Below are 24,079 nucleotides of genomic sequence, written 5' to 3'. Positions count from 1 at the left end.
GCTACCGGTTCGTCGCGGAACCCTTCGTATCAATTCGACGGCCGGTAATGGCCGTGATCCCCAACGCACCCGCCAGTGGCAGCAGGACGAGTGCGGGTAGTTGATAACGCCAGGAGAACTCCATCGCCGCCGCGGTGAACAACACCGCGGTACCCAAGCCGCCGGAAAGCAGGCAGACGGCCCGGAGTCCACTCCGGCGGGCTCTCCCCACCCCAAGCATCGCCGCTACGGTGAGAACCAGAGCCAGCCCCAGAACGGTGCCAGGAGTGTAACCTCCCCCCAACTGGTATGCGCGCAGGAAGCCCGCCGCACGCTCGTTGACGGAGTAACTGCCCTGATCGTAGTATTCCAGCCAATCTCGCGTTACCCACTCATGGGTGTAGAGCGGATATTCGGTCTGGAACTGCCAGCGGGCCAGCGGAACATCACCGGGGGAGAGTGTTCGCATCGGCGCGAATCCCTTGGCGAAGTCCTTGGCGATACCCGCGAACACTTCGAAGGGCTGGTTGCGCAGTACCTTGAACGCCAGTGAGTGCTGTGCCTCGGAGTAACTGACCTCCTCGGGTAGTTCACCGGCGTCGACCTCGTTGTGGAAAAAGTGCATGTAGTAATCGATGCCCATGCGCTTACGCTCGGCCACCGGAGCTTCCGGGCAGACGGCTCGCTGAGCCGGTGTCAGTTCGAGCCGCTCGCAGTCGGCGACCATCGCGGTGCGCCCGAAGACGACGCTACCGGTGGAGCCACCGAGAGCGGGGTAGCCGGTCCAGTACATGTGGTACCCCGCGTAAGCGGAGAGCATGAACACGAAGCCTGCCACCAGCGCCAGGGCCGATCCCAGTCGTCGCCTCCAACCGTCCCTGGGACGCAGCCCGGCCGCAAGCAGCACGAAGACCGCCGCGGGTACCACCAGGGTGAGGCCGACCAGGCGCACCAGCACGGATCCGCCGAGCAACAGGCCACCCAGCAGAGCCAGGCGGGGCCCGGGAGTGCCCCACCAAGTCAGCAGGATGACCACGAGCAGCAGCAGCACCTGGAACAACAGGTCGGACATGATCAGGTGCTCGATCTGGAGCTGGTAGGCGTCCAGCAGCACCGGAGCCACCGCGAGCGCGGCCAACCACCGCCTGCATCCGAAACGCATCAGCAACGCGTAACTGGAAAGTGCCAGTGCCAACCCCAGCAGGTGCTGCACTATCGCCACGAGCCCCAGATCGCCGATCAGCAGAACCGGGCCGAGAAGCAACACCTCGTAACCGATGGGGTTGATGTTGCCGGGGAAAAAGACCCCGAGGTCCTTCAGGTATCGGAAGGAGTCGATGTAGAGCAGCGCAGGCCGGTACGCGATCTCCACGACGATCCGCAGCAGGACGCCGACGAACAGGAACAGCACCAGCAGCCAGTGCTGGCGGACTGTGCGCAACAGTCGAGTGGTCATGTCGTTACGGAGGCCCTGCCGTCAGCGTCACGGAAGTCATCCCACACCGTGCGCAACCCGTCGGTCAGCCGCACGTTGGGCGCGTACCCCAGTTCCCGCCTGGCCTTCTCGATCTCGACGATCACGGCGGGCATCTCGCCGTTCTTGGCGGGTACGTGCGTGACCGGCAATTCCTTGCCCGTGGCGGCGCGTACCGATTCGATGAGTTCCATGACCGAGATGGAGTTTCCGGAGCCGATCACCGCGGTTCCGTTGTACTGCTTGTCCCAGGAGGCCGTGATGGCCTGAACCACGTCGTCGATGTGCACGAAGTCGCGGCTCTGTGAACCGTCGCCGTAGACCTCCACGCCTTCGCCCGCCAGTGCCGCACGCATCAGCCTGGGGACGAAACTGTCCTTGTGGCTCATGCCGGGGCCGTAGATGTTCGTGAACCGCAGTGCGGTTGTCGCTATGCCGTAGGCGCCGCTGTAGCCGGACAGCAGCATCTCGCAGGCGGCCTTGGTCGAGCCGTAGGGAGTCAGCGGGCGCAGCGGGAGCCGCTCGGAGATGGTCCCGTAGCCGATGTCCCCGACCACCGCGTTGGTCGAGGCCAGCACGAAACGCCCGACACCACGCTGCCGTGCCAGTTCGAGCAGCCCCTGGGTGACCTCAAGGTTCTCGGCGAAAGTCTCCGCCGGTTTGTCCACGGAACGCAACACCGAGGTGATGGCGGCCAGATGGATGATCCCGGCACTGCCCTCCGGAACAGCCGCTTCCCGCACCTGCGGATCTGTCAGCTCGCCGGCCACGTGTGTGACCAGGTGACGATACTGCTCGGGTATCTCGGGAGTCACTCGATCGACGATCGTCACCGGGTTGCCACGTTGCACGAACGCCCTGACCACGGCTCTTCCGACGAAACCCGATCCGCCGGTGACGACGACGCGCTCGGCTCCGATTTCGGGATCTGCTGAATCTGCTGCGGACTGCACGAAGCTGCTTGGCACGCGTACGACTCTAACCGTTGGCATATTCGACGTGCGCCAGCCCGCCCATTACATATCCGGTCGCCATTTTCGCTGCGCAACAAAATACGTCCGGAGCGCCGAACGGCGGCCGAACTCATCGGTCACGTTCGGGACCGAACGGAGCGGCGGCAAACGAACCGGTGAGACACGAGAAACCGAGGGAAACGGTCGGGACGAGCCTCACACCGGCGGTCCCGGCGTCACTCCGCGCAGACCCGCCCCAGGGCGGCCAGCCCGGTGGCGAACACGTCCTCACGGAAAACACGATCGAGCTCGGCCGCCCGGTCGGTGTCCGGCTCGGGAGCGGGGTCGTAGGAAGCCCACCACTCGGCGAAGGTCGCGCCGGTGGTGGTAACCGGTGCCACGCGAACCATGGCGCGATAGTTCCGCACCTGGAACGGTCCTTCGAGCATCTCGTAACCGTAGGAACGTCGAAGCGAATCGAACGCGATCAGCCGTTCCCGTACCGTCGAACCGTCGGCCAGCCGGAGCTCCCGCACGGCACCCACCGCGAACGGGGACGAATCCTGTTCGAGTTCGCCCGCGATTATGGCCGGATGCCAGTCGGCCAGGGCTGCGAAATCACCAAAAACACGCCAAACACGATCCACCGGAGCTTGCACCAGGGCGCTGGAATACGACTCTGCCACGAACCAACACACTCCCTACCGCGGGCAACTGGAACTCGTAACAATTTTCGGCGGCACCGACCGGAACCGCTACCGGCACGGTCGGTGGTTTTGTCCGACACCCCGTCATTGAGACGTTCCCACCGATTCCCCTCGACACCACGCGCGGGCGTTCGGACTCGCACCACCACACGCCCCGGGAGGCGATCGAACACTTCAGCCGGAAGGCCACTGCTCCAGAAACTCGCCGGTCCGAGCGGTAATCGCCTGTTCGGTCGGTAGCCTCTCCATACTGCTGGCCCCGTAGAACCCGTGACAACGGCCGGTTCTCGAGAGCACGTAAGCCATGTCCGAAGGCGCGCTTATGGGACCGCCGTGACAGAGCACGAGAACATCGTCGCGAATCTCGGCGGCCGCCGCCGACCACTTCTCGATCGAGGCCACACATTCGTCCAGACTCAGCGCCGTCTCGGCTCCGATGCTTCCGCCAGTGGTGAGCCCCATGTGGCAAACGAGCACGTCGGCTCCCGCGCGCGTCATCGCCCGCGCGTCGTCCGAGGAGAAAACATAGGGCGTGGTGAGCAAATCCATTTCCCGGGCGGCGCGGATCATTTCCACTTCACGGTCGAAACCCATCCCCGTTTCCTCCAGATTCGCCCGGAACGCCCCATCGATGAGACCGACGGTGGGAAAGTTCTGCACTCCGGCGAATCCCAGGTCGCGCAGTTCCGCGAGAAACTTCTCCCGAATCATGAACGGGTCTGTTCCGTTCACGCCCGCCAGCACCGGGGTGTCTCGGACCACGGGCAACACCTCGCGCGCCATTTCCAGCACGATGTCGTTGGCGTTTCCGTAAGCGAGCATTCCCGCCAGCGACCCCCTGCCTGCCATGCGGTAACGCCCCGAGTTGTACAGCACGAGGAGATCGATCCCACCGGCCTCCTCCGACTTGGCGGACAGCCCCGTTCCCGCGCCCCCGCCGACTATCGGCACGCCACGCTCTACCTTGTCGTACAGCCGGCGCAGGATGCCCGCACGATCCGGCGGCCCCTCCCGGTAACCCGTGTCACGGCGCTGTTCACTCATCAGCCACCACCTCGTGGAACGCGTCCAGCAACGCCCGGACGAATCGCGAATCGTTGATGTTGTGCGGCAGTCGGACCAAACGCCGTTGTTCGTGCTGCACCACGTTGCGTTCGAGTGTGTCGAACAACACTTCGTCTGCTTCCGGGTCGTGGAAAGGATTGCCCGCGGCATCCAGCGCCGAGACTCCGCCCTCGGGAAGCAGGAACCTCACCCTGCCGGGTAAGGCGTTGAGCTTGTCGGCCAGGAACAGACCGATGGCCTCGCACTCCTCCGGAGTGGTACGCATCAGGGTCACCTGGGGGTTGTGCTCGTAGAGCAGCCGGTCACGGTATCGGGCCGGCACGGTGTCCGGGGCGCCGAAATTGACCATGTCCAGCGCGCCACAGGAGCCCACGTAGGGCAACCCAGCTCGGGCGGGCGCGTCGAGCCGTTCCCTGCCCGCGCTCATCACCCCACCGGAAACGAGATCGCAGACTTCGGTGGTGGTGATGTCCAGCAGCGCGTACAGCAGTCCGTCGTCCGCCAGTTTCTCCATCGCGCGCCCCCCGGTTCCGGTGGCGTGGAAAACCAGCGGGTCGTACTCGGTCGCGAGTTCCTCGGCCACGGCACTGACGCACGGAGTGGTCACGCCGAACATGGAAAGGCCGACGGCGTGCCTGTCGGCCACCTCCGGTGGAATCGCGTTCGCCGCCCCGTGCAAGGCGTGTGCGGCATTGGCCAGCACACGTCTCGATATCCGGTTCAGCCCGGCGACATCGGTGACGGCGGGCATCATCGTGATGTCGCTGGCGTCGACGTAGCCGGAAACGTCTCCGGAGGCGACCGTGGAGACCACGAACTTCGGAACGCCGACGGGCAACGCGCGCATCGCGGGCGTAACCAGCGCGGTGGCTCCCGACCCACCGGCGCCGAGGATCCCCACGACATCGTCGCGGCTGAGCAGGAACCGCCGAAACGCCTCCGACATCGCGGTAACCGCAGAACCCCGTTCTCCGGTGAACACGGCAGCACCACCGTGCGGATGATGCTCGGCCACCGACTCGGAAGGGATCGAGGCGGCCGCGGCGGAGCCGGCTCCCGCAGTACTCAGGTCCACGGTCACCACCGAAGATCCGTCGGCACGAAGCAGGTCGGCGACGTACCCGAGTTCGTCGCCCTTGGTGTCGAAGGTTCCGGCTACGTAGACACTGCCCAACTAACGCTCCGTGTCCAAATGGTGATCGTACGTGTGGCACCCTACTGGCTCTTCGTCCCGAGGAACAGTCCCTCCTCCGGAGGAGGCCGTCGACGGGGACCGATGCGCGGGAAACAGAACTGCCCGGCCGGGGGCCCGGCCGGGCAGTTCGACACGTATCCGACGTGCTCCATCCGTGGGACTTCGCCAACCGGGTTCGCCGGGGCGATCAGCGGAGCGGGCCTCTCGGGCTCACGTCCGGGCGGTCCACGGGTCAGTGGCTCCTGCCCCTGCCCTTGACCTTGTTCACGACCCGGTCGATCTTCTCCTTGTTCTTGGGGTCCTGGGCGTAACGCTTCGCCTGCGCGATCGCGCGCCTGCCCTGCGGACTCTTGGCGAGGGCGGCTACCTTGGCTACCTTCTTGAAGATCGACATGATCGTTCCTGCCATCTAGTCGGGGCCATCCGGCATCCAGAGTACCCACCGGAATCACGGGGTGAGACCGCCGTCACACCCGGCGATACGTGGCGCGAACCTCCCGGAAGACCCCGGCCCCGGCACGGAGCCGTGGGAACCGCGGTGCCGGAGTTCTTCCTCGGCACGGCGGTACTCTCCACCTGGCGTCAGCCCAGCACGCCCCGTATCGAGGCATGCCCCTTGAGCAGGTTTCGCGCCACGGTACGACGCTGGATCTCGTCGGTTCCCTCGAAGATGCGCAGCAGTCGCAGGTCCCGGTACCAGCGCTCGATGGGTAGTTCCCTGGTGTAGCCCATGCCGCCGTGGATCTGCATCACTCGATCCACGATCTCGTTGGCGCGGACACCGCCGTGCAGCTTGGCGATGGACTGCGCGTGACGGGAGTCCATGCCTTGGTCGACCTGCCAGGCGGCCTGCAGCACCAGCCAGCGCAACGCCTCGATCTCGACGGCTGAGTCCGCGACCATCCACTGGATGGCCTGCCGGTCCGCGATCGGAGCCCCGAAGGTCCTGCGGGACTGCGAGTACTCCGTGGCCATTTCCACCATGCGTTCACAGCCGCCCAGGGCGCGCGCGGGCAGCAGATACCTGCCCCGCCCGATCCACTGCATGGCGAGTCCGAAGCCGTGACCGACCTCGCCGAGCACGTTCTCCTCGGGCACCCGGACGCCGTCGAAGGTCAGTGCGGCGGGTTGCCGGTCCCACTCCCCCATGATGTCGATGGGTTCCGAGGTCCAGCCCATGTCTCGGTCTACCAGGAAACAGGTGACGCCACCGTCTGCCCCCTTCTCCTTGTCGGTGACGGCGAAGACCATGGCGAAGTCGGCGTCGATGCCACCGGTGATGAACGTCTTCTCACCGTCGATGACCCACTCCGCCCCCTCCTTGCGGGCAGTGGTGCGGATATTTTTCGCATCTGAGCCGGCGTCCGGTTCGGTGATCGCGAAGCAGGACTTCCTGGTCCCCTCGATCGTCGGGACCAGATAACGCTGTTTCTGCTCCTCGTTGCCGTAGTAGAGGATGTTGTCGGCGGCTCCTCCGAAGCTGAACGGCACGAACGTCCGACCGAGCTCCACCTCGACCAGGGCCGTCAGCACCGCTGACAGCCCCATACCGCCGTACTCCTCCGGGGTCTGAACCCCCCAGAAACCCGCCTGGCGGGCCTTGTCGCGCAGCTGTTGGGTCTCCTCCTTGGTCAGACCGCGCTCACCACGCCGTTCCCGGTCGAGAACCTGCTGTTCCAGCGGCATCAGCTCACGCTGAACGAAGTTGCGAACCCAGTCGCGAATATCGCGTTCGGTGTCCGAGAGTGCGAAATCAACCATGACAAGCCTTCCTCGGTGGCGGCGACGGCGATTTCGCGGGAAATCGCCGGGACTGTGGCGGGGACGGCGCACCGGCCGCACCGGTGCGCCGAGTGCGGAGCGGGCTCAGCCGAGCTTGCGACCGCCGTCGACATAGAGCGTCTGACCGGTGACGAAGGAGGACTGTTCACTGGTCAGAAAGCTCACCGCGTTGGCGATGTCGGCGGGCTGGCCGACACGGCGCACCGGTGTCTCGGCTGCCGCGCCTTCCTGCAGCTGCTCGAAGGTCATTCCGAGCCGTTCGGCCGTAGCCGCGGTCATGTCGGAGACGATGAAACCGGGCGCGATCGCGTTGACATTGATGCCGAACGGCCCCAGCTCGATCGCCAGGGTTTTGGTGAACCCCTGCACTCCCGCTTTCGCTGTGGAGTAGTTCGCCTGGCCGCGATTGCCGAGCGCGGACACGCTGGAAAGATTCACGATCTTGCCCCACCGCTGGGGGACCATCTGCTGCTGGGCGGCCTTGCTGCAAAGGAAGGCACCACGCAGGTGAACCCCCATGACGGCGTCCCAGTCCTGCTCGGACATCTTGAACAGCATGTTGTCCTTGGTGACCCCGGCGTTGTTGACCAGCACACCGACGGTTCCCAACTGCTCCGCGATCCGGGCGAAGGCACGTTCCACCGAGTCCGAGTCGGTGACGTCGGCCGCCACGGCCAGGGCCGACCCACCCGCGTCGGTGATACGCCGCACGGTTTCGGCGCAGGTGGACTCGTCGAGGTCCACTACCGCCACCGTGGCTCCGTCGGAAGCGAGCTTCTCGGCGATACCGGCGCCGATCCCCCTTCCGGCTCCGGTTACGACGGCCACTCGTTCGCTCAGTTGTTGAGCCACGTTGCACTCCTTCAGTTTCGGCTCGCGTGTTGTTCGTCCCGAATGATCCGGTCCCGCAACTCCCGTTTGAGCACCTTGTGGCTGGGCCCGAGCGGGAGTTCGTCGGTGAAGACCACTCGTCGTGGATACTTGTGCGCCGCCAGTCGTGTCGCGGCCCACTCGACCACCCGATCGCTAACCGACTGGTCGGTATCCCCTGCTGACAGTTTGGCATGCACCGCTACCGCACAGACCTCTTCGCCACGGGTGGGGTCCGGCAGCCCGACGACCGCCACCTGTGCCAGCTCGGGGTGCTCCAGCAGCAGCTCCTCGACCTCCCGCGGGTAGACGTTGTACCCGTTGCGAATGATCAGTTCCTTCTTGCGGTCGACGATGGACAGGAATCCGTCCTCGTCCCTGACCCCGATGTCGCCGGTACGGAACCAGCCGTCCACGAGCGCGGCACGGGTCGCCTCCGGATTCCCGAGGTACCCGGCGAACACGTTGTGCCCGCGTACGACGACCTCGCCGCGGGTGCCGCGGGGCAGCAGCTCGATCCGCTCGGAGTCCGGCTCGGCGATCTCGACCTCGACACCCCACAACGGATGTCCCACGGTGCCCGCCCGCGTCCCGATGGAGGGCTGATTGACCGTTGCGGTCGGTGAGGTCTCGGAGAGGCCGTAGCCCTCCAGGATCCGGGTGTCGAACCGCTCGTTGAAACGCTCCAGCACCGAAACCGGCAGTGCCGCCCCACCGGAGACGCACAGGCGCAGGCTTGGCAACCGCAGATCCGAGGGCGCGGCTTCCAACATCCGGCCGAACATCGTGGGCACCCCGTTGAACTGGGTGATTCCGTGCTCACGAATCAGTTGCAGTGCCTGTGCCGGATCGAAGGCGGGCTGCAGCACCAGGCAGGCCCCGGCACGGAACGTGGTGTTCATCGAGACCGTCTGGCCGAAAACGTGGAACAACGGCAGGCAGCCCAGCACCCGATCGCTCGAATCGGTGTCATTGGCATCGAACGCGTTGACCGTCGCGTTCATGACCATGTTCAGCTGGGTCAGCACGGCACCCTTGGGTTTGCCCGTGGTCCCGCTGGTGTAGAAGACGACCGCTTCGTCCTGCGGCGCGCGCGTCACGAAACCGGACAGCGGCTCGGTCTCGGCAGCCAGCTCGGTCAGCGAGGGCTCGTCGTACTTCCGCTGCCTGGGATCGACGTCCCCCACGGTCACCACGTTCGCACCGGTTCGTTCGGCACAGCCCCGGGCCAGCTCCAGTTGGCTGCTGTGCCCCAGGATCGTCCTCGCGCCCGAATCCGAGACCAGGTGGGCCGCTTCCGAAGCGACGAGCAACACCGGGACGGGCACCACGACCGCCCCGAGCACCTGCACCGCGTAATAGGCACGGACGAAGTCCACGACGTTCGGGGCAACCAGGGCGACCCGGTCGCCCGCGGTGACACCGAGATCCCGCAGTGCGGCGGCGTGGCGACGTACCTGCTCCCAGAGCTCGCCGTATTCGACTCGCTCCGGCCCCTCCAGAACGGCCGGGGCATCCGGAGTACGGCGGGCGGGTTCCGCGAGCACCGAGGCGAGTGAAAGCGAGGCGGATGAACCCGTGCCCATCGGCTGCTCCCCTGTCACAGTGTCCGGATGATTCGTGGTCATCAGCGACCTCCTCAATACGCCAGAAGCCGCTACCGCGTGCGGCACGCAGCACTGCGGCCGACAGCTTAACTAACGACGTTAGTTTTGTGAGACCCTAAAGTCGACGAGAACGTTTGACAAGACTCGAGAACAACGAACCGGACTCGTCCCCGAACAGGTCCCGGAGGTCGATTCTTGCCCAGACCGAGCACACCCCTGCTGTCGATGGAGCGCATCCGGGAGTCCGCGCTCGAGATCATCGACACCGCCGGGCTGGAGGCACTCTCGATGCGACGCCTGGCGGAACGGCTGGGAGTGCGGGCGGCTTCGCTGTACAACTACGTCCCCAACAAGGACGAGCTGCTGCACGATCTCGCCAACTCGATGATGGACCAGGTAGACGTCTCCGGCTTCGAGACGGACTGGATCACGGGCGTGACCGTCTGGGCCCGCTCCTATCGCCGGGCGTTGGTGGAGCACCCCAATCTGGTGCCGTTCCTCGCCTCGGGCCCCGCTCGCCGGGAAGCGGCACTGCGCCGGGCCGACGCGGTGCACGGCGGGCTGGTCGAGGCCGGTTGGCCGCAGCGCTACGCGACCATGATCGGGGCTTCCGTGAAGTATCTCGTGGTGGGCAGCGCGATGGGCTCGTTCGCGGGCGGATTCGTCGACGACGCCGAGATCTACGACGAGAGATTCCCCAACCTCGGTAAGGCACACCTGCTGCGCAGTCACGCGACGGAGATCGACAACGCCAGTTTCGAGCTGGCACTGCATGCCTTCACGGAAGGGCTGCGCAAACGTTACGCGGATCTCGACGAGATCCCCTGAGTGCCGCACCCTCCCTCGAGTTCCCGCAAAACGCGAACACCGATCGGCAACAGTGACCGCGCGCCACGCGCGCGGGGGAAATCCGGCCGCGGTCGGCTGCGCTGCTGTTGACTCGACAGCCGGGGCTACGTAGCGTTCACGCCACAATCGAAGAGTGCGCCCATGACGTCATGCGGGAGAGACTCCGCACTCGGCTCGCGGCATCGCTGCCCGGCCACGGCAATGGCCCCAACGTGCGCGCGGAGCGCCGAAGGAGCAACACTCCCCGACAAACTCTCAGGCCCGATCACCGCATGGCACCAGGCGATTCAGGAGGAAAGCAGGGGCCACTTGCCCCTCGCCCACGGTGCAAGCCGCACAGCGCGGTGAAACTCTCAGGCCAATGACTCCGGGGAGACGCCGACCAGGCGCCGACCTATCAGGAGTTCCCATCATGTCACCGTCCCGCAAGACACCACTGCACGAGACCCACCAGCAGCTTGGGGCCACCTTCACCGAGTTCGCGGGCTGGGAGATGCCGCTGCGCTACTCGGGTGACATCAACGAGCACAACGCGGTACGCGGCACGGCGGGCCTGTTCGATCTCACGCACATGGGCGAACTTCGCATCAGCGGCGCCCAGGCCGCCGAGGCGCTGGACTACGCGCTGGTGGCCAACGCTTCGGCGATCACCGTCGGGCGTGCGCGTTACACGATGATCTGTGACGAGGCGGGTGGCGTACTGGACGATCTGATCGTCTACCGCACCGGTGAGCGGGAGTTCCTCGTCGTCGCCAATGCCGCGAACGCAGCCGTCGTCTCGGCCGAGCTGGCCGATCGGGTACGCGGTTTCGACACCGAGTGCACCGACCTGTCCGACGAGTACGCCCTGATCGCGGTGCAGGGCCCGGTGGCCAAGGACATCCTGGCACCGCTGACCGAGATCGACCTGACAACGGTCAAGTACTTCGCTGGGTACCCCGGCAGGGTAGCCAATTGTGATGTTCTACTCGCTCGAACCGGCTATACCGGCGAAGACGGTTTCGAGCTGTTCACATCCGTCAACGACGCCGCTACGGTTTGGCAGGCGCTCAGCGAGGCGGGCGCCCCGCACGGGATAGAGCCCGCCGGCTTGGCATGCCGGGACACACTACGGTTGGAGGCCGGTATGCCGCTGCACGGTCACGAGCTCTCCACCGAGGTGACCCCGTTCGACGCCAATCTGGGGCGGGTGGTCCGGCTGGACAAGTCGGGAGATTTCGTGGGACGTGCCGCGCTCGCCGACGCCGCGGAGCGAACCGCGGAGCGCACACTGGTGGGGCTGCGCGGCACGGGCCGCCGCGCCCCACGCCACGGTTACCGGGTACTGGACGGTGCCGGCACCGACATCGGTGTCGTCACCAGCGGTGCGCCGTCGCCCACGCTGGGTTACCCGATCGCGATGGCTTATGTGGACCACGCCTGCGCGAAGACGGGAACCGAGTTACAAGTGGACATTCGCGGCAAGGCAGTCGCCGTGGAGGTCGTCGACCCGCCCTTCTACAGCCGGAACCGCTGAACGCGCCCGACCCGCTCCACCGAGAATCAGGAACACGGAGGTAAGTGATCATGCCGTCAGGCGATCTGTTCAACGAGAGGCTCGCATCGGTCGACCCCGAGGTGGCCAACGCGGTCGACGCGGAACTGCACCGCCAGCAGAACACGCTGGAGATGATCGCCTCGGAGAACTTCGCACCCCAGTCGGTGTTGGAGGCTCAGGGGTCGGTACTGACCAACAAATACGCCGAGGGCTACCCGGGCAAACGCTATTACGGCGGCTGCGAGCACGTCGACGTCATCGAGCGGCTCGCCATCGACCGGGTCAAGCAGCTGTTCGGGGCCTCCTACGCCAACGTGCAGCCGCACTCCGGCGCGCAGGCCAATGCGGCGGCGATGTTCGCGCTGCTCAAGCCGGGTGACACGATCCTGGGTCTGGACCTGGCCAACGGGGGTCACCTCACCCACGGGATGCGGCTGAACTTCTCCGGCAAGCTCTACAACGTGGTGCCGTACCGGGTCCGGGAGGACGACCACCTCGTCGACATGGACGAGGTCGCCCGACTCGCCCGGGAGAACAAGCCGCAGGTGATCATCGCGGGCTGGTCCGCCTACCCGCGGCAGCTGGACTTCAAGCGGTTCCGCGAGATCGCCGACGAGGTCGGTGCCTACCTCATGGTGGACATGGCCCACTTCGCCGGTCTGGTCGCGGCCGGGCTTCACCCCAACCCCGTGCCGCACGCCCATGTGGTGACCACCACCACCCACAAGACGTTGGGCGGTCCGCGTGCCGGTGTGATCCTCTCCTCCGACGAGGAGCTCGGCAAGAAGTTCAACTCGGCGGTGTTCCCCGGCCAGCAGGGCGGCCCGCTGGAACACGTGATCGCGGGCAAGGCGGTCGCGTTCAAGCTGGCCGCCGGTGAGGAGTTCGCCGATCGACAGCGCCGCACGTTGGAAGGCGCCCGAATCATCGCCGATCGACTGCAGGCCGCCGACGCCAAGGCCGCCGGGGTGCAGATCGTCTCCGGCGGCACGGATGTGCACCTGGTACTGGTGGACCTGCGCGACTCCGAGCTGGACGGGCAGCAGGCCGAGGACCGGATGCACGAGGTCGGTATCACGGTCAACCGCAACGCGGTGCCCAACGACCCTCGCCCCCCGATGGTCACCTCGGGACTGCGCATCGGTACCTCGGCACTGGCCACCCGCGGTTTCGCCGCCGAGGACTTCGCCGAGATCGCCGAGATCATCGCCACCGCGCTGCACTCCGAGTTCGACGAGTCGGTGAGCAAGAAGCTGCGCGGCCGCGTGGAGGCACTTGCGGCCAAGCACCCGCTGTACCCGAACCTGTGACGTATCGGGTGGGTCCGTGAGGACAGCCGCTCGCCACCGCGGCGTCCGTGCGCGGACCACGTGTCACGACCGTGCCGCGCTCCGGAAGTGTTCCGGGGTGCGGCACTTTTCACGGCACCAGCGGCCACATTCGGAACAACTCGGCGGGAGCGATGTTGTAGGTTTCGCGATCTTGTCGCGGCTCGCCCGGTCGACGAGTGTCGAGGGCATGACGATCACACTGGACGAGCTGGTCACGAAGGCGCTGCGTCGCGAGGCCCCGAGTCGCACGGCGGCCGAACGACTGCTGACCGAGGAGTTCGACGTTCTCGACGTGGTCGCGGCCGCGGGGCGGGTACGTCGGCACTTCTTCGGCAACAGGGTCAAACTCAACACCATCATCAACATGAAGAGTGGGCTGTGCCCGGAGGACTGCACCTACTGCTCGCAACGCCTGGGGTCGGACTCGGAGATCCTCAAGTACTCGTGGGTGAAGGCGGCAGAGGCGACGAGCGCGGCGAGCGAGGCCGCCGACGCCGGAGCGAAACGCATCTGTCTGGTCGCCAGTGGCCGCGGCCCCGGGCAACGTGACATCGACCGCATCGCCGAGACGATCGGGGCGATCAAGCAGCAGCGGCCCGAGGTGGAGATATGCGCCTGCCTCGGGCTGCTGGCGGCGGGGCAGGCCGAGCAGCTGCGAACGGCCGGCGCCCACGCCTACAGTCACAATCTCAACACCAACGAACAGCGCTACGCCGAGATCTGTTCCACCCACACCTTCGAGGACCGGGTGGAAACGGTGCGCAACGCCACCGGCGCCGGTCTCTCCCCATGTTCCGGGGCGATATTCGGAATGGGCGAGTCGGACGAGGACGTAGTGAGCCTCGCCTTCGAACTACGGGAGCTCGACCCGGACTCGGTGCCGATCAACTTCCTGATCCCGATGGAGGGGACACCGATGGCGGGCGAGTGGCGGCTGACTCCACAGCGGTGTCTGCGCATCCTGGCGCTGTACCGGTTCTTCTTCCCCGACGTGGAGGTTCGGCTCGCCGGAGGGCGGGAGATCCATCTGCGCAACGTGGAAGCCATGGCGCTGCAGCTGGCGAACTCGATCTTTCTCGGCGACTACCTGACCAGCGAGGGCAGAACCGGGGAGCAGGACCGGCAACTGATCGCCGACGCGGGATTCGTGATCGAGGGAGCTCGCGAGGGCACCCTGCCGCAGCAGCGCGAGGACCTGGTCAACATCCGCAGACGTGGTGTCGGCACCGACGTCGCGAGCAACGTCTGAGCGGACCTCTCCGCCGAGGTGTCGGGGGTCCGCTCGGTGGGCCCCCGCGCCGGACGCACCTCCGGCGAACGGATGTGGGGCGGACAGCAGCTCCCGGGCTCACCGACCGTGGGATCCCGGTGAACCGGTCACGCGGCTCGGTCGAGGTCGTCCAGTCCGGAAAGGTCATCGGTTACCCCTGTGCCGGCACCGGTTTTCCGCGCCTTGCGTCGCCGCCAGAGCCAGGTGGCCGTTCCGGACAGCACCAGCACCCCCACCACGGCCCAACCGGCTCCGCCGAGGATGTTTTCGACGTACTTGGCCGAGGCACCCGCCAACCAGCCGATGGCGACGTGCAACGTGGCCCACGCTCCGGCGCCCACCAGCGAAGCGGGCAAGAACCTGCCGTAGCCCAGCCCGGAGGAACCCGCCGCCGCGGGAGTGAGCGTACGCACCACGGGCAGGAACCTCGCCACCAACACCGCGCCCACGCCATAGCGCCGGAGCAGCGTTCCCGCGCGGTCCCAGTGCCGCTGCCCCAGCTTGCGTACCGCGGCGCTCTCCCGTAGCCGCCAACCGTAGCGACGTCCGAACAGAAAACCGATGTTGTCGCCGAGCGCTGCGAACAGCGCCACGGACCCGGACAAGGTCAGGAAGAACCCGAAGTCCGTCACGGCGGCCGAGGCGATCAGCAACCCGCTCTCCCCCGGCACCACGAACCCGATGCCCAGTGTGCACTCACCCAGTACCAGCGCTCCGACGACCACGACCAGCAGCGGGCGAGGTAACCCGGCGATCGCGGTCAGCAGTTCACTGACGACAGACACACACACTCCTAGAGCCGGGTAACATCGATCACGCTACCGTGTGACACCGATTACTTGAATCCGGAATCGACCTGAAACACCCCCGATCCCGCCCGAGGCTCCCGGGAGCGGATTCGTACGGGGGCGGGGGGGTGGTCACGGCCGGGCGGAACGGCGCCCGTCACGAGTCCTCCGGACCGAAACGCGATTCTCCCGCACCGTACCTTCAACAGCTCTTGCTCCAGGAGCACTCGAACATCGATTCGTCGGGGCGCGTCGACGGGATGTCGACAGCCGAGCCAGCGGAGCGATCCCGTTGGCCGGGATTCGGCACGGGTCCAGGCCGCCCCGTGCCGAGCCGGGCGAGCCGAACCGCCACGGCATCCTGCAGGTCACGAGGCGGTGCCGACAGGAATCCGTTGAACACCACGGAGAACACCAACGGGCGCTCGGTGCGAGTACGGACGTATCCGGACAGCGCGGTGACTCCGGTCATCGAACCGGTCTTGGCCGACACGTTGCCCTCGGCCGCGGTGCCGCGCATCCGGCCACCAAGCGTTCCGCCGGTCATCCGGTCCGGCGCACCGGCAAGCGGCAGTGCCCGCTTCCAGGCCTCGAACCACGGGCGGTCGCGGGCGGTGTCGAGCAACTCGGTCAGCTGGGCGGGCGAGACCGCGTTCAGCGTGGACAACCCCGACCCGTCCACCAGCCGGTACTTGGCGGGGTCGATTCCCAACCCCGCCAGTCCGGTCCGCACCACCCCGAGGCCCGCCCGCCAGCTCCCCTCGTCCCGCAGCACCCTGCCCATGGTCTTGACCAGTGTCTCGGCGTGACCGTTGTTGCTGAGCTTGAGGAAGGGCACCAGCAACCGCCGCAGCGGCATCGAACGGTGTTCGGCCATCACCCGAGCCCGCTCCGGTGTCTCGCCCTCACCGGATCCCTGGAAGGTGACACCGCGTTCGCGCAGGGCACGGCGAAAGACGTCCAGCGCGTACGTGGTGGGATCGGCGACGGTGCTCAGGGCTCGCTCGGTGCCGGACCCCGCCGGTATTCCGCCGCTGACGATCACGCGGTCGGTGCCGTGCGCACGACGGACGGACAGCTCACCCGTGGCGTCCGCGGCGAGCGTACGGGCGCGGTTGACTATCTCGACCGCTTCGGTGGCAGGCCGTGTACTCACCCGCACCGGCATTCCCGGCCGGGTCGGGCGCAGTCGAACCAGCACTGTACCCGCATCGTAGTCACTGTTCGGCGTGACCGTCAGTGCCGAGATCGGAGGTGCGTAGTAGTAGGGCTCGTCGACGGCCATCCAACCGTTGGCGAGAGCGCGGTCGTCGAAGTAGGAGTCGTCGGCCAGCACGTCCCCCCGAACGACCCGAACCCCGGAGTCGGCGACCCGGTCGGCGAGCGCACGGTAGTCCGCGGCCGACATCGTCGGGTCACCACCACCGCGCAGGTAGAGATCACCGAGCAGTACGTTCCCCCGGCGCCTGCCCGAGGTCAGCACGCGGGTGTCGAACCGGAACTCGGGACCGAGCGCCTCCAGCGCCGCGGCCGAGGAGAACAGCTTGGCATTGGAGGCGGGAATCAGACGTCGGTCCGGTGCCCGCCGGTAGAGGATCCGGTGGGTCACCGGATCGCGCACCACCACTCCGACCGAAGCACCGGCCAATCGAGGATCCGCGAGGATCCGGTCCAGATCCGCACGCAGCTCCTCCTCCGCCCGGGGGCTCCGCTGGCGCGGCACCACGGGATCGGCCGCCCCGGGCACGGCGAAAAGCATCACGAAACCGGTCAACAACGCCAGGACACGCCGCACCGCCACTCCTCCGGGCCGCTCGCACTCGTCATCACTGATCGAGAGGAACGATGATCCCGATCAACCGAGCACGTGTCGACACCGTGGTGAACGCGGGCGTGTCGCGGGCTCACGCCAGCGCTATCGAACTCGCCATCACCAGCAGCGCGCCTCCGCAGCACCGCTCGAAGACGCGTTTGCGCCTGGGCACGGACAGGAAGGCCGACAACCATCCCACCGAGGGGACGACGATGAGCCACCAGGCCGCGAACGAGGCGACAGCGGCGGCGCTGAGCAGCAACGCCTGTCTCATGGGATCACCGGCGGGATCCATCGCCTGCGGCAACAGCGTCAGAAAGGTGAGCAGCACCTTCGGGTTGAGCACATCGACCAGCAACCCCCGCAGGAAAACCGCGCGTCCCGAGGTCGGAGCCGCCTCCTCGCCCGCAACGGCTGTGGAACCGGCCCGCCGCAGGATTCGAACGCTCATCAGGACCAGGTAACCGATACCGAGCACCTTGATCACGAACAACGCCGCGGGGAACGCGATCACCAGGGCCGAGAGGCCGACGGTGGCCGCGGTGGCGTGAATGAGCAACCCGCAGGTCACTCCCGCCGCGGCCAGCCATCCCCAGCGGGCCCCGGTCGCGGCGCTACGCGTCACCATCACGAAGTCCGGCCCCGGAACCAGAATGATCACCAGCAGGGCGAGCAGGAACGACCCCCAAGCGATGTGCACTGCGAACTCCTCGCGCTCGAACCGACAATTCTTCGAAAGCTGGGGCTATAGTGGGTTAATCGTTCGTGTTCGATCCAGCTACGACACAGAAAGTTCGGTTATGACGAGTTCAGCGGAACTGGATTCGGTGGATTGGCGAATCCTGGAGGAGTTGCAGAACGACGCGACCTTGGCCAACCGGACGTTGGCCGAGCGGATCGGCCTCGCCGCGTCGAGCTGCCTGCAGCGAGTACGCAGACTCCGGGAACAGGGTGTGATCACCGGGTCGCACATCGACGTGGATCCGGCAGCCACCGGGCTCACGCTGGAGGCGGTGGTCTCGATCAACGTACGTCCGCACACCCGGGCTGTGGTCGAATCCTTCCGCGAGTTCGTGATGGCCCAGCCCGAAACACGGTCCCTACTGCACGTGAGCGGGCAGGCCGACTTCCTGCTTCACCTCGCGGTGACGGACAGCGCGCATCTGCAGAGTTTCCTGGTGGACAAGCTCTCGGCACGTACCGAGGTACGCCACTTCACCACCTCGGTGGTGCTGGAGCAGGTGCACACCCGCGCGTTGACACCGCCGCGCTCACCGCGACCCGCGCGGCGACGCGGCTGAACGGCATGTGCAAGCGGGGAACGGGTGCTCGGGGTGTGTATACCCGGCGCGCCGTTCCCCGACGCACGAGTGGGCGGGAGTGAATACCGGAGCCGAGCACGCCGTTCGTGCCCGCTCCGATCAATCAGCGACGCGCAGCAGACCTTCCTGCACCACCGTGGCCAGCAGGGAGCCGTCCCGCGAGAAGAAGTTCCCGGTGGCCAGCCCCCGCCCCCCCGAGGCGCTGGGAGAGCTGCAGTCGTAGAGGAACCACTCGTCGGCGCGGAACCGCCGGTGGAACCACATCGCGTGGTCGAGACTGGCGCCGTGGACCTCGTCCACGCCCCAGTAGACGCCGTGTCTGGCCAGCACCGAGTCCAGCAGGGTCAGGTCGGAGGCGTAGGCGAGCAGGCAGACGTGCAGCAGGTCGTCGTCGGGAAGACCGCCGTCGGCCCGCATCCACACTCTGCTGCGCGCGTCCCTGGGTCCGTCCTGCCTGCTCAACCACGGCGGTTCGGTAACGTGCCGCATGTCGATGGGTCGGGGCAGATTCGCCATGCCGCCCACTTCACCGGCCAGCAGGCCGAGACGCTCACCGTAGGTGGGCAGCTCCTCCGGGGCGGGGACCTCCGGCATGGGTTCCGCGTGGTCCATCCCCCGTTCCTCGACCTGGAACGAGGCGGACAGCGAGAAGATCGTCTTGCCGTGCTGTACCGCGATGACGCGGCGGGTGGTGAACGAGCGACCGTCCCGGGTGCGATCCACCTCGTAGACGATCGGGACACTCGGATCCCCCGGCCGCAGGAAATAGGCGTGCAGCGAATGGACCCGGCGCTCGGGGGGCACGGTTCTACCCGCGGCGACGAGGGCCTGCCCCGCTACCTGACCCCCGAAAACGCGGACCGGGGACTCCGCCGGGCTGACGCCACGAAAGATGTTCTCCTCGATCGGCTCGAGGTCGAGCAATGCCACAAGTCGATCCAGCACCGGCTGTCCGTGTGGCATACCACTGGCATCCACCGGAACGGACGACTGGCTGCCGGTCCCCGCCGGATCGGCGGCAGCGGCTCGTGCCGCTCGGGTCACTTCGGACTCCTCGTGTCGGTGTTGGCACACGCCGCCTCTCCCGCGCAGCGGAATGCCGGAGCACGGCGATTCGTACCGTGGATCCGGTTCCGCCGCGACCGGGAGAAGTCAGACGTGATCCTCCTCGCCGAGACGGTGCACCCGGATCAGGTTGGTCGATCCGACGGTTCCGGGCGGGGAGCCCGCGACGATGACGACCATGTCGCCACTGCCGGAACGTCCGATCGACAGCATCGCCTGATCCACCTGGCGCACCATCTGGTCAGTGGTATCCACACTAGGCACCAGGAAGGTCTCCGTCCCCCAAGTGAGAGCGAGCTGACTACGGACGGACTCCTCAGGGGTGAACGCGAACAGCGGCAACCTGGTGTGCAACCGCGCCAGCCGACGGACGGTGTCACCGGACTGGGTGAAGGCAACCAGCGCCTTGGCACTGAGTCGTTCGCCGATGTCCCTGGCGGCGTAGGAGATCACACCACGCTTGGTCCGCGGCACGTGGCTCAGTTCCGGCGGCTCCGAGGAACCGGCTTCCACGGCCTCCACGATGCGGGCCATGGTTTCGACCGTCTCCACGGGATAGTCCCCGACGCTGGTCTCACCGGAAAGCATGACGGCATCGGTACCGTCCAGCACGGCGTTGGCGACGTCCGAGGCCTCGGCCCTGGTCGGACGGGGATTGCCGATCATGGAATCGAGCATCTGGGTCGCCACGATGACCGGCTTGGCGTTCTCCCTGGCGATACCGATCGCCCGCTTCTGCACCAACGGCACGTGTTCCAGCGGCAGCTCGACGCCGAGATCTCCCCTGGCGACCATGACACCGTCGAAGGCGAGCACGATGGCCTCGAGATTGTCCACCGCCTCGGGTTTCTCCAGCTTGGCGATCACCGGAACACGGTGCCCGACCCGGTCCATGACCTGGTGGACGATGTCGATGTCGGCGGGAGTACGCACGAACGACAGCGCGATGAAATCCACGCCCATCCGCATCGCGAACTCCAGGTCCTCGACGTCCTTGTCGGACATGGCGGGAACCGAGACGTCCATCCCAGGCAGCGAAAGACCCTTGTGATCGGAAACGGGGCCGCCCTCGACGACCTCGCAGACCACGTCGGTCTCCTCGACCGCCGTGACCGTCAACCCGACCTTCCCGTCGTCGACCAGGATCTGGTCGCCGACCTTGGCGTCTCCGATCAACCCCTCGTAAGTGGTGGAGACCCGGTCGTGGTTACCGACCACGTCGTCCACAGTGATCCGGACGACCTCACCGGTACGCCACTCGACCTCCCCCTCGGCGAAGGTTCCCAGTCGGATCTTCGGCCCCTGCAGGTCACCCAGGATCCCCACGGCGCGTCCGGATTCGGCCGTCTCCGCACGCACCATGTCGTAAACCCGACGGTGGTCGTCGTGGCTACCGTGGCTGAAGTTCAGCCGAGCGACATTCATGCCGGCGCTTACGAGCTCGGCCACCTTCTCCGGACTGGCGGTGGCCGGCCCCATAGTACAAACGATTTTGGCTCGTCGACTCACGGTGCAACAGCCTAGTCCGTCGACTCCCGGGCGCAGTATGCCACCGTCGAGGTCAACCAACATCCGAGAGGCCGCATGCTGGATCCTTTCAGTCCCCGTACACACCGCGCGTTGTTCGTAGTGAGCTGCGTGGCGAGCCTGGTGATTCTTTTCACTCCGCCGGCGGGGGTTCCCGACTCCCCACCCGGCACCGACAAGCTGGTACATCTGGCGCTGTTCGCGGTGATGACGGTGACCGGCCGAGCGGCCCGGGTCGACCCCCGACTGCTGCTGCCGTGCCTGGCGGGCTACGCGCCGCTCTCCGAGGCGTTGCAACAGCTACTGCCCGTACATCGCGACGCGGACGTGCTGGACACGCTCGCGGATCTGTCCGGGATCGCCGTGGGACACGCGCTGGTCGTAGCGTCCCGGCGGATCACCCGTGGCACGAAGCCCCGAAACTCACACGTTCGTGTGAGTAAACATCGATCCAGGTCACAGCCCTGCCCCGTGAACCACGAGCCCGGTTCGAGGGACTGAACGGAGGTATTCTCGGCGGTGTGGACTCCACCGCACGGGCCCGCTCACGCGCTGCCGGCGGCAATCTCCCGGCAGAAGTAACGAGCTTCGTCGGCAGGCGTCGCGAGATCACACTCACCAAACGACTGCTGGCCGAGTCGAGGATTGTGACCCTGACCGGCCCCGGCGGCATCGGCAAGAGCCGTCTGGCGCTTCGAGTCGCCGCCAACATGAGCCGTTCGTTCCGGGACAAGACCTGGCAGGTCGAACTGGGTGAGCTGCACGATCCGGACCTGGTCGCGACCGCCGTGATCGAGCAGCTCCACGTCGCCGAAACGTCGACGGGCACCCAACTCGACAACCTGGTGGAACACTTCCGGGAGCGCGAAGCGCTCGTTGTGCTGGACAACTGCGAGCACCTGGTACAGGCCTGCGCCGAACTCGTGGACACGTTGATCCCTTCGTGCCCCGGGCTTCGCGTACTGGCCACCAGCAGGCAGTCGCTCGGCGCGGCCGGGGAAAGCACGCTGGTCGTGCCGCCGCTGCAAACCCCCGACCCGGAACAACTGCCCGCCTCGGAGGCGTACGAACAGTACGCGGCGGTACGGCTGTTCCTCGACCGGGCCCGTGCCGTCCTTCCGGAGTTCGAGGTCACCGCGGACAACGCCCCGGTGCTGATGCGGTTGTGCCACCGGCTCGACGGGAATCCGCTGGCGATAGAACTGGCCGTGGTGCGACTACGCTCCCTGGCCCCGCGACAACTGGAGGAGCGGCTCGACGAACGCTACGAACTGCTCAGCGGGGGCCGCACCGGCGCGCCGCAGCGACAGCAGACGCTGCGGGCACTGATCGACTGGAGCTACGACCTGTGCACCGAGCCCGAACGCAGGGCATGGGCACACGTGTCGGTGTTCTCGGGCAGTTTCGACCTGGAAGCCGCGGAGTACGTGATCGACGGCACCGCGGAACGATCCAGGGCGGCCTCACTGGTGCACGCTCTGGTGGACAAGTCGATCCTGCTGCGCGAACCGGACGACGGGCCCAGCCGCTTCGTGCTGCCGCACACGCTCCGCGAGTACGGCCTCGAAAAACTGTGGGCAGCGGGTGACCGGCCCGAGGCCGAGGCGCGGCACCGCCAGTGGTACGTCGGCACGGTATGGCGCTTCGCCGCGGAATGGTTGGGCGCCGAGCAGGTCGAGTGGGTGCGACGACTGCGCTCGGAGCAGGCGAACCTGCGAGCGGCGCTGCGTTCGATGACCGAGCACGGCGGTGAGAGTTCCGAGGAACAGCAGGCGGACGAACGAACCTCCGTACCCCACGGCCCAGCCGTCGCACTACGACTGGCCACCACGCTGGGACGTTACTGGCAACTACGGGGAGCGCACTCCGAGGCCCGCTACTGGCTGGACCGCACACTGGCACTGACCGGGACTCGGCAGGCGCCCCGCGAGCGGGCCGCCGCGTTGGCCTCCAGCGCCTGGTTCACCCTGCTGCACGGCGACGTGTCCGGAGCACGCCGCTCACTGGACACCGCGACCGCCACGCTCGAGGGACACGATGCGCCGCTGGAGCGTGCCCACCTGACACGAACCTACGGGATGGCCGCCCTGTTCGACGGGGATCCGGGCTCCGCGATCAGGCTGCTCGAAACCGCGCTGGAAGTCTTCCGGCGCGGGGCCGAGAAGGAGGGGGAACTGTTCACACTGATCGGGCTGGGGGTGGCGCGCGCAGTCAACGGCAGCGAGCGGGACGGGTTGGAGCTGCTCGACGACGCGTTGGCGATCACCACCGGACGCGGTGAGGTGTACTGGCGTTCCTGGACGCTGTGGGCGATCGGCTATATCAAGACGATCACCGGCAGAACCGACAGGGCCGAACCGGCGTTGAAGGAAGCACTGAACCTGCAGCGACGCCTGGACAATCGGCTCGCGATCGCGTTCAGCCTGGACACGCTGGCCTGGGTCGCACACCTACGGGGCAACGACAGACGCGCGGCCAGGTTGTTCGGCGCGGCGGGAGGAGCCTGGGAGTCCGCGCACTCCACCCCGAACCTCTACGCCGATTTCGCCGAGCGGCACCGTACCCAGCTGGTCGCCACCAGGGAGGCACTGGGTGACGAGACCTACAACGAATCCTTCGACAGGGGGTACCACTGGCAGCACGACACCGCGCTCGACTTCGCGCTGGAAGTCAAACAGCGCTCCCGGGAAACCCAGCGGGAGAACGTACACCCGATGCCGCTGACCAGCCGGGAACGCGAGATCGCCCAGTTGGTGGCGCAGGGGCGCACGAACAAGGAGATCGCCGAACAACTGGTCATCGCCCTGCGCACCGTGGAGGGACACGTGCAGCACATCCTGACCAAGCTGGATTTCACCTCCCGGGCCCAGATCGCGGGGTGGGTAGCCGGAATGCGTTCCGAACAGGGGGAGTAGCGGGAGCTCCGCGCTCCCCTCCCTGGTCAT

21 protein-coding genes and 2 riboswitches are annotated in these 24,079 nt (G+C 66.7%); of the genes, 7 read left to right on the top strand and 14 right to left on the bottom strand.

Annotated features, from left to right (window positions below):
* Position 1 precedes the first annotated feature (1 nt).
* From BLR41_RS23095 to BLR41_RS08125, 9 genes are all read right to left on the bottom strand, one after another.
* Positions 2–1,435: a hypothetical protein gene (locus BLR41_RS23095; RefSeq protein WP_218120004.1), complete on the bottom strand. Its 1,434-nt coding sequence runs from the start codon at positions 1,433–1,435 to the stop codon at positions 2–4.
* Positions 1,432–2,445 (bottom strand): NAD-dependent epimerase/dehydratase family protein, encoded by a 1,014-nt coding sequence (locus BLR41_RS08155; RefSeq protein WP_092627387.1) that lies wholly within the window; start codon positions 2,443–2,445, stop codon positions 1,432–1,434. Before BLR41_RS08155 ends, BLR41_RS23095 begins: the two co-directional genes overlap by 4 nt.
* Before the next feature lie 197 nt (positions 2,446–2,642).
* Positions 2,643–3,092 carry an SRPBCC family protein gene (locus tag BLR41_RS08150; RefSeq protein WP_092627575.1) on the bottom strand — a complete coding sequence of 150 codons (450 nt, stop codon included), beginning with the start codon at positions 3,090–3,092 and terminating at the stop codon, positions 2,643–2,645.
* 195 nt (positions 3,093–3,287) lie between these two features.
* Positions 3,288–4,157: a phosphoenolpyruvate hydrolase family protein gene (locus tag BLR41_RS08145; RefSeq protein ID WP_092627386.1), complete on the bottom strand. Its 870-nt coding sequence runs from the start codon at positions 4,155–4,157 to the stop codon at positions 3,288–3,290.
* On the bottom strand, positions 4,150–5,352 hold the full coding sequence (locus BLR41_RS08140; protein WP_092627385.1) for a Tm-1-like ATP-binding domain-containing protein: 1,203 nt from the start codon (positions 5,350–5,352) through the stop codon (positions 4,150–4,152). The genes BLR41_RS08145 and BLR41_RS08140 overlap by 8 nt, the downstream gene beginning before the upstream one ends.
* Positions 5,353–5,605: 253 nt before the next feature.
* Positions 5,606–5,767: a hypothetical protein gene (locus BLR41_RS22815; RefSeq protein WP_176797882.1), complete on the bottom strand. Its 162-nt coding sequence runs from the start codon at positions 5,765–5,767 to the stop codon at positions 5,606–5,608.
* A 188-nt stretch (positions 5,768–5,955) separates the two neighbouring features.
* A complete protein-coding gene (locus tag BLR41_RS08135) occupies positions 5,956–7,134 on the bottom strand; it encodes an acyl-CoA dehydrogenase family protein (RefSeq protein WP_092627384.1) in 1,179 nt (392 codons plus the stop codon).
* Positions 7,135–7,239: 105 nt separating this feature from the next.
* Positions 7,240–8,007, bottom strand: a complete 768-nt coding sequence (fabG, locus tag BLR41_RS08130) for a 3-oxoacyl-ACP reductase FabG (protein ID WP_176797881.1) — start codon at positions 8,005–8,007, stop codon at positions 7,240–7,242.
* A gap of 11 nt (positions 8,008–8,018) precedes the next feature.
* Entirely contained in the window at positions 8,019–9,653 is a 1,635-nt protein-coding gene (locus tag BLR41_RS08125; RefSeq protein WP_218120003.1) for an AMP-binding protein, read from the bottom strand.
* A 174-nt stretch (positions 9,654–9,827) separates the two neighbouring features.
* On the opposite strand from BLR41_RS08125, the gene BLR41_RS08120 reads away from it, so the two are divergent.
* From BLR41_RS08120 to bioB, 4 genes are all read left to right on the top strand, one after another.
* Complete coding sequence (locus BLR41_RS08120; RefSeq protein WP_092627382.1) at positions 9,828–10,460, top strand: TetR/AcrR family transcriptional regulator; 633 nt, start codon at positions 9,828–9,830, stop codon at positions 10,458–10,460.
* Positions 10,461–10,623: 163 nt separating this feature from the next.
* Positions 10,624–10,762: riboswitch (glycine riboswitch) on the top strand.
* Positions 10,763–10,859, top strand: a riboswitch (glycine riboswitch).
* A 34-nt stretch (positions 10,860–10,893) separates the two neighbouring features.
* The gene (gcvT, locus tag BLR41_RS08115; protein ID WP_092627381.1) at positions 10,894–11,997 is read left to right on the top strand and encodes a glycine cleavage system aminomethyltransferase GcvT; all 1,104 of its coding nucleotides are present in this window, start codon (positions 10,894–10,896) and stop codon (positions 11,995–11,997) included.
* 50 nt (positions 11,998–12,047) lie between these two features.
* Complete coding sequence (gene glyA, locus BLR41_RS08110; protein WP_092627573.1) at positions 12,048–13,328, top strand: serine hydroxymethyltransferase; 1,281 nt, start codon at positions 12,048–12,050, stop codon at positions 13,326–13,328.
* 208 nt (positions 13,329–13,536) lie between these two features.
* Positions 13,537–14,598 (top strand): biotin synthase BioB, encoded by a 1,062-nt coding sequence (gene bioB / locus BLR41_RS08105; RefSeq protein ID WP_092627572.1) that lies wholly within the window; start codon positions 13,537–13,539, stop codon positions 14,596–14,598.
* Positions 14,599–14,726: 128 nt separating this feature from the next.
* Here bioB and BLR41_RS08100 read toward each other — a convergent pair whose 3' ends face one another.
* The 3 genes from BLR41_RS08100 to BLR41_RS08090 form a co-directional block, all read right to left on the bottom strand.
* A complete protein-coding gene (locus tag BLR41_RS08100; RefSeq protein ID WP_092627380.1) occupies positions 14,727–15,404 on the bottom strand; it encodes a DedA family protein in 678 nt (225 codons plus the stop codon).
* A gap of 205 nt (positions 15,405–15,609) precedes the next feature.
* A complete protein-coding gene (gene dacB, locus BLR41_RS08095; RefSeq protein ID WP_245693997.1) occupies positions 15,610–17,202 on the bottom strand; it encodes a D-alanyl-D-alanine carboxypeptidase/D-alanyl-D-alanine endopeptidase in 1,593 nt (530 codons plus the stop codon).
* 109 nt (positions 17,203–17,311) lie between these two features.
* Positions 17,312–17,920 carry a LysE family translocator gene (locus BLR41_RS08090; protein ID WP_092627379.1) on the bottom strand — a complete coding sequence of 203 codons (609 nt, stop codon included), beginning with the start codon at positions 17,918–17,920 and terminating at the stop codon, positions 17,312–17,314.
* Between the two features lie 100 nt (positions 17,921–18,020).
* Here BLR41_RS08090 and BLR41_RS08085 point away from each other — a divergent pair, with 100 nt between their 5' ends.
* A complete protein-coding gene (locus tag BLR41_RS08085) occupies positions 18,021–18,521 on the top strand; it encodes an Lrp/AsnC family transcriptional regulator (protein ID WP_092627378.1) in 501 nt (166 codons plus the stop codon).
* A 120-nt stretch (positions 18,522–18,641) separates the two neighbouring features.
* On the opposite strand, the gene tesB is transcribed toward BLR41_RS08085, so the two are convergent.
* Positions 18,642–19,586 carry an acyl-CoA thioesterase II gene (gene tesB / locus BLR41_RS08080; protein WP_176797880.1) on the bottom strand — a complete coding sequence of 315 codons (945 nt, stop codon included), beginning with the start codon at positions 19,584–19,586 and terminating at the stop codon, positions 18,642–18,644.
* A 108-nt stretch (positions 19,587–19,694) separates the two neighbouring features.
* Positions 19,695–21,116: a pyruvate kinase gene (gene pyk / locus BLR41_RS08075; protein WP_092627569.1), complete on the bottom strand. Its 1,422-nt coding sequence runs from the start codon at positions 21,114–21,116 to the stop codon at positions 19,695–19,697.
* 75 nt (positions 21,117–21,191) lie between these two features.
* Here pyk and BLR41_RS08070 point away from each other — a divergent pair, with 75 nt between their 5' ends.
* Both BLR41_RS08070 and BLR41_RS08065 read left to right on the top strand, forming a co-directional pair.
* Positions 21,192–21,635: a VanZ family protein gene (locus BLR41_RS08070; RefSeq protein ID WP_176797879.1), complete on the top strand. Its 444-nt coding sequence runs from the start codon at positions 21,192–21,194 to the stop codon at positions 21,633–21,635.
* A 20-nt stretch (positions 21,636–21,655) separates the two neighbouring features.
* A complete protein-coding gene (locus BLR41_RS08065; RefSeq protein ID WP_092627377.1) occupies positions 21,656–24,049 on the top strand; it encodes an ATP-binding protein in 2,394 nt (797 codons plus the stop codon).
* Positions 24,050–24,079 lie beyond the last annotated feature (30 nt).

Source organism: Actinopolyspora mzabensis (genome assembly GCF_900101095.1).
GTDB classification, from domain to species: domain Bacteria; phylum Actinomycetota; class Actinomycetes; order Mycobacteriales; family Pseudonocardiaceae; genus Actinopolyspora; species Actinopolyspora mzabensis.
The sequence above is the reverse complement of the archived record's forward strand: the minus strand, read 5'-3'. Positions and strand labels throughout refer to the sequence as shown.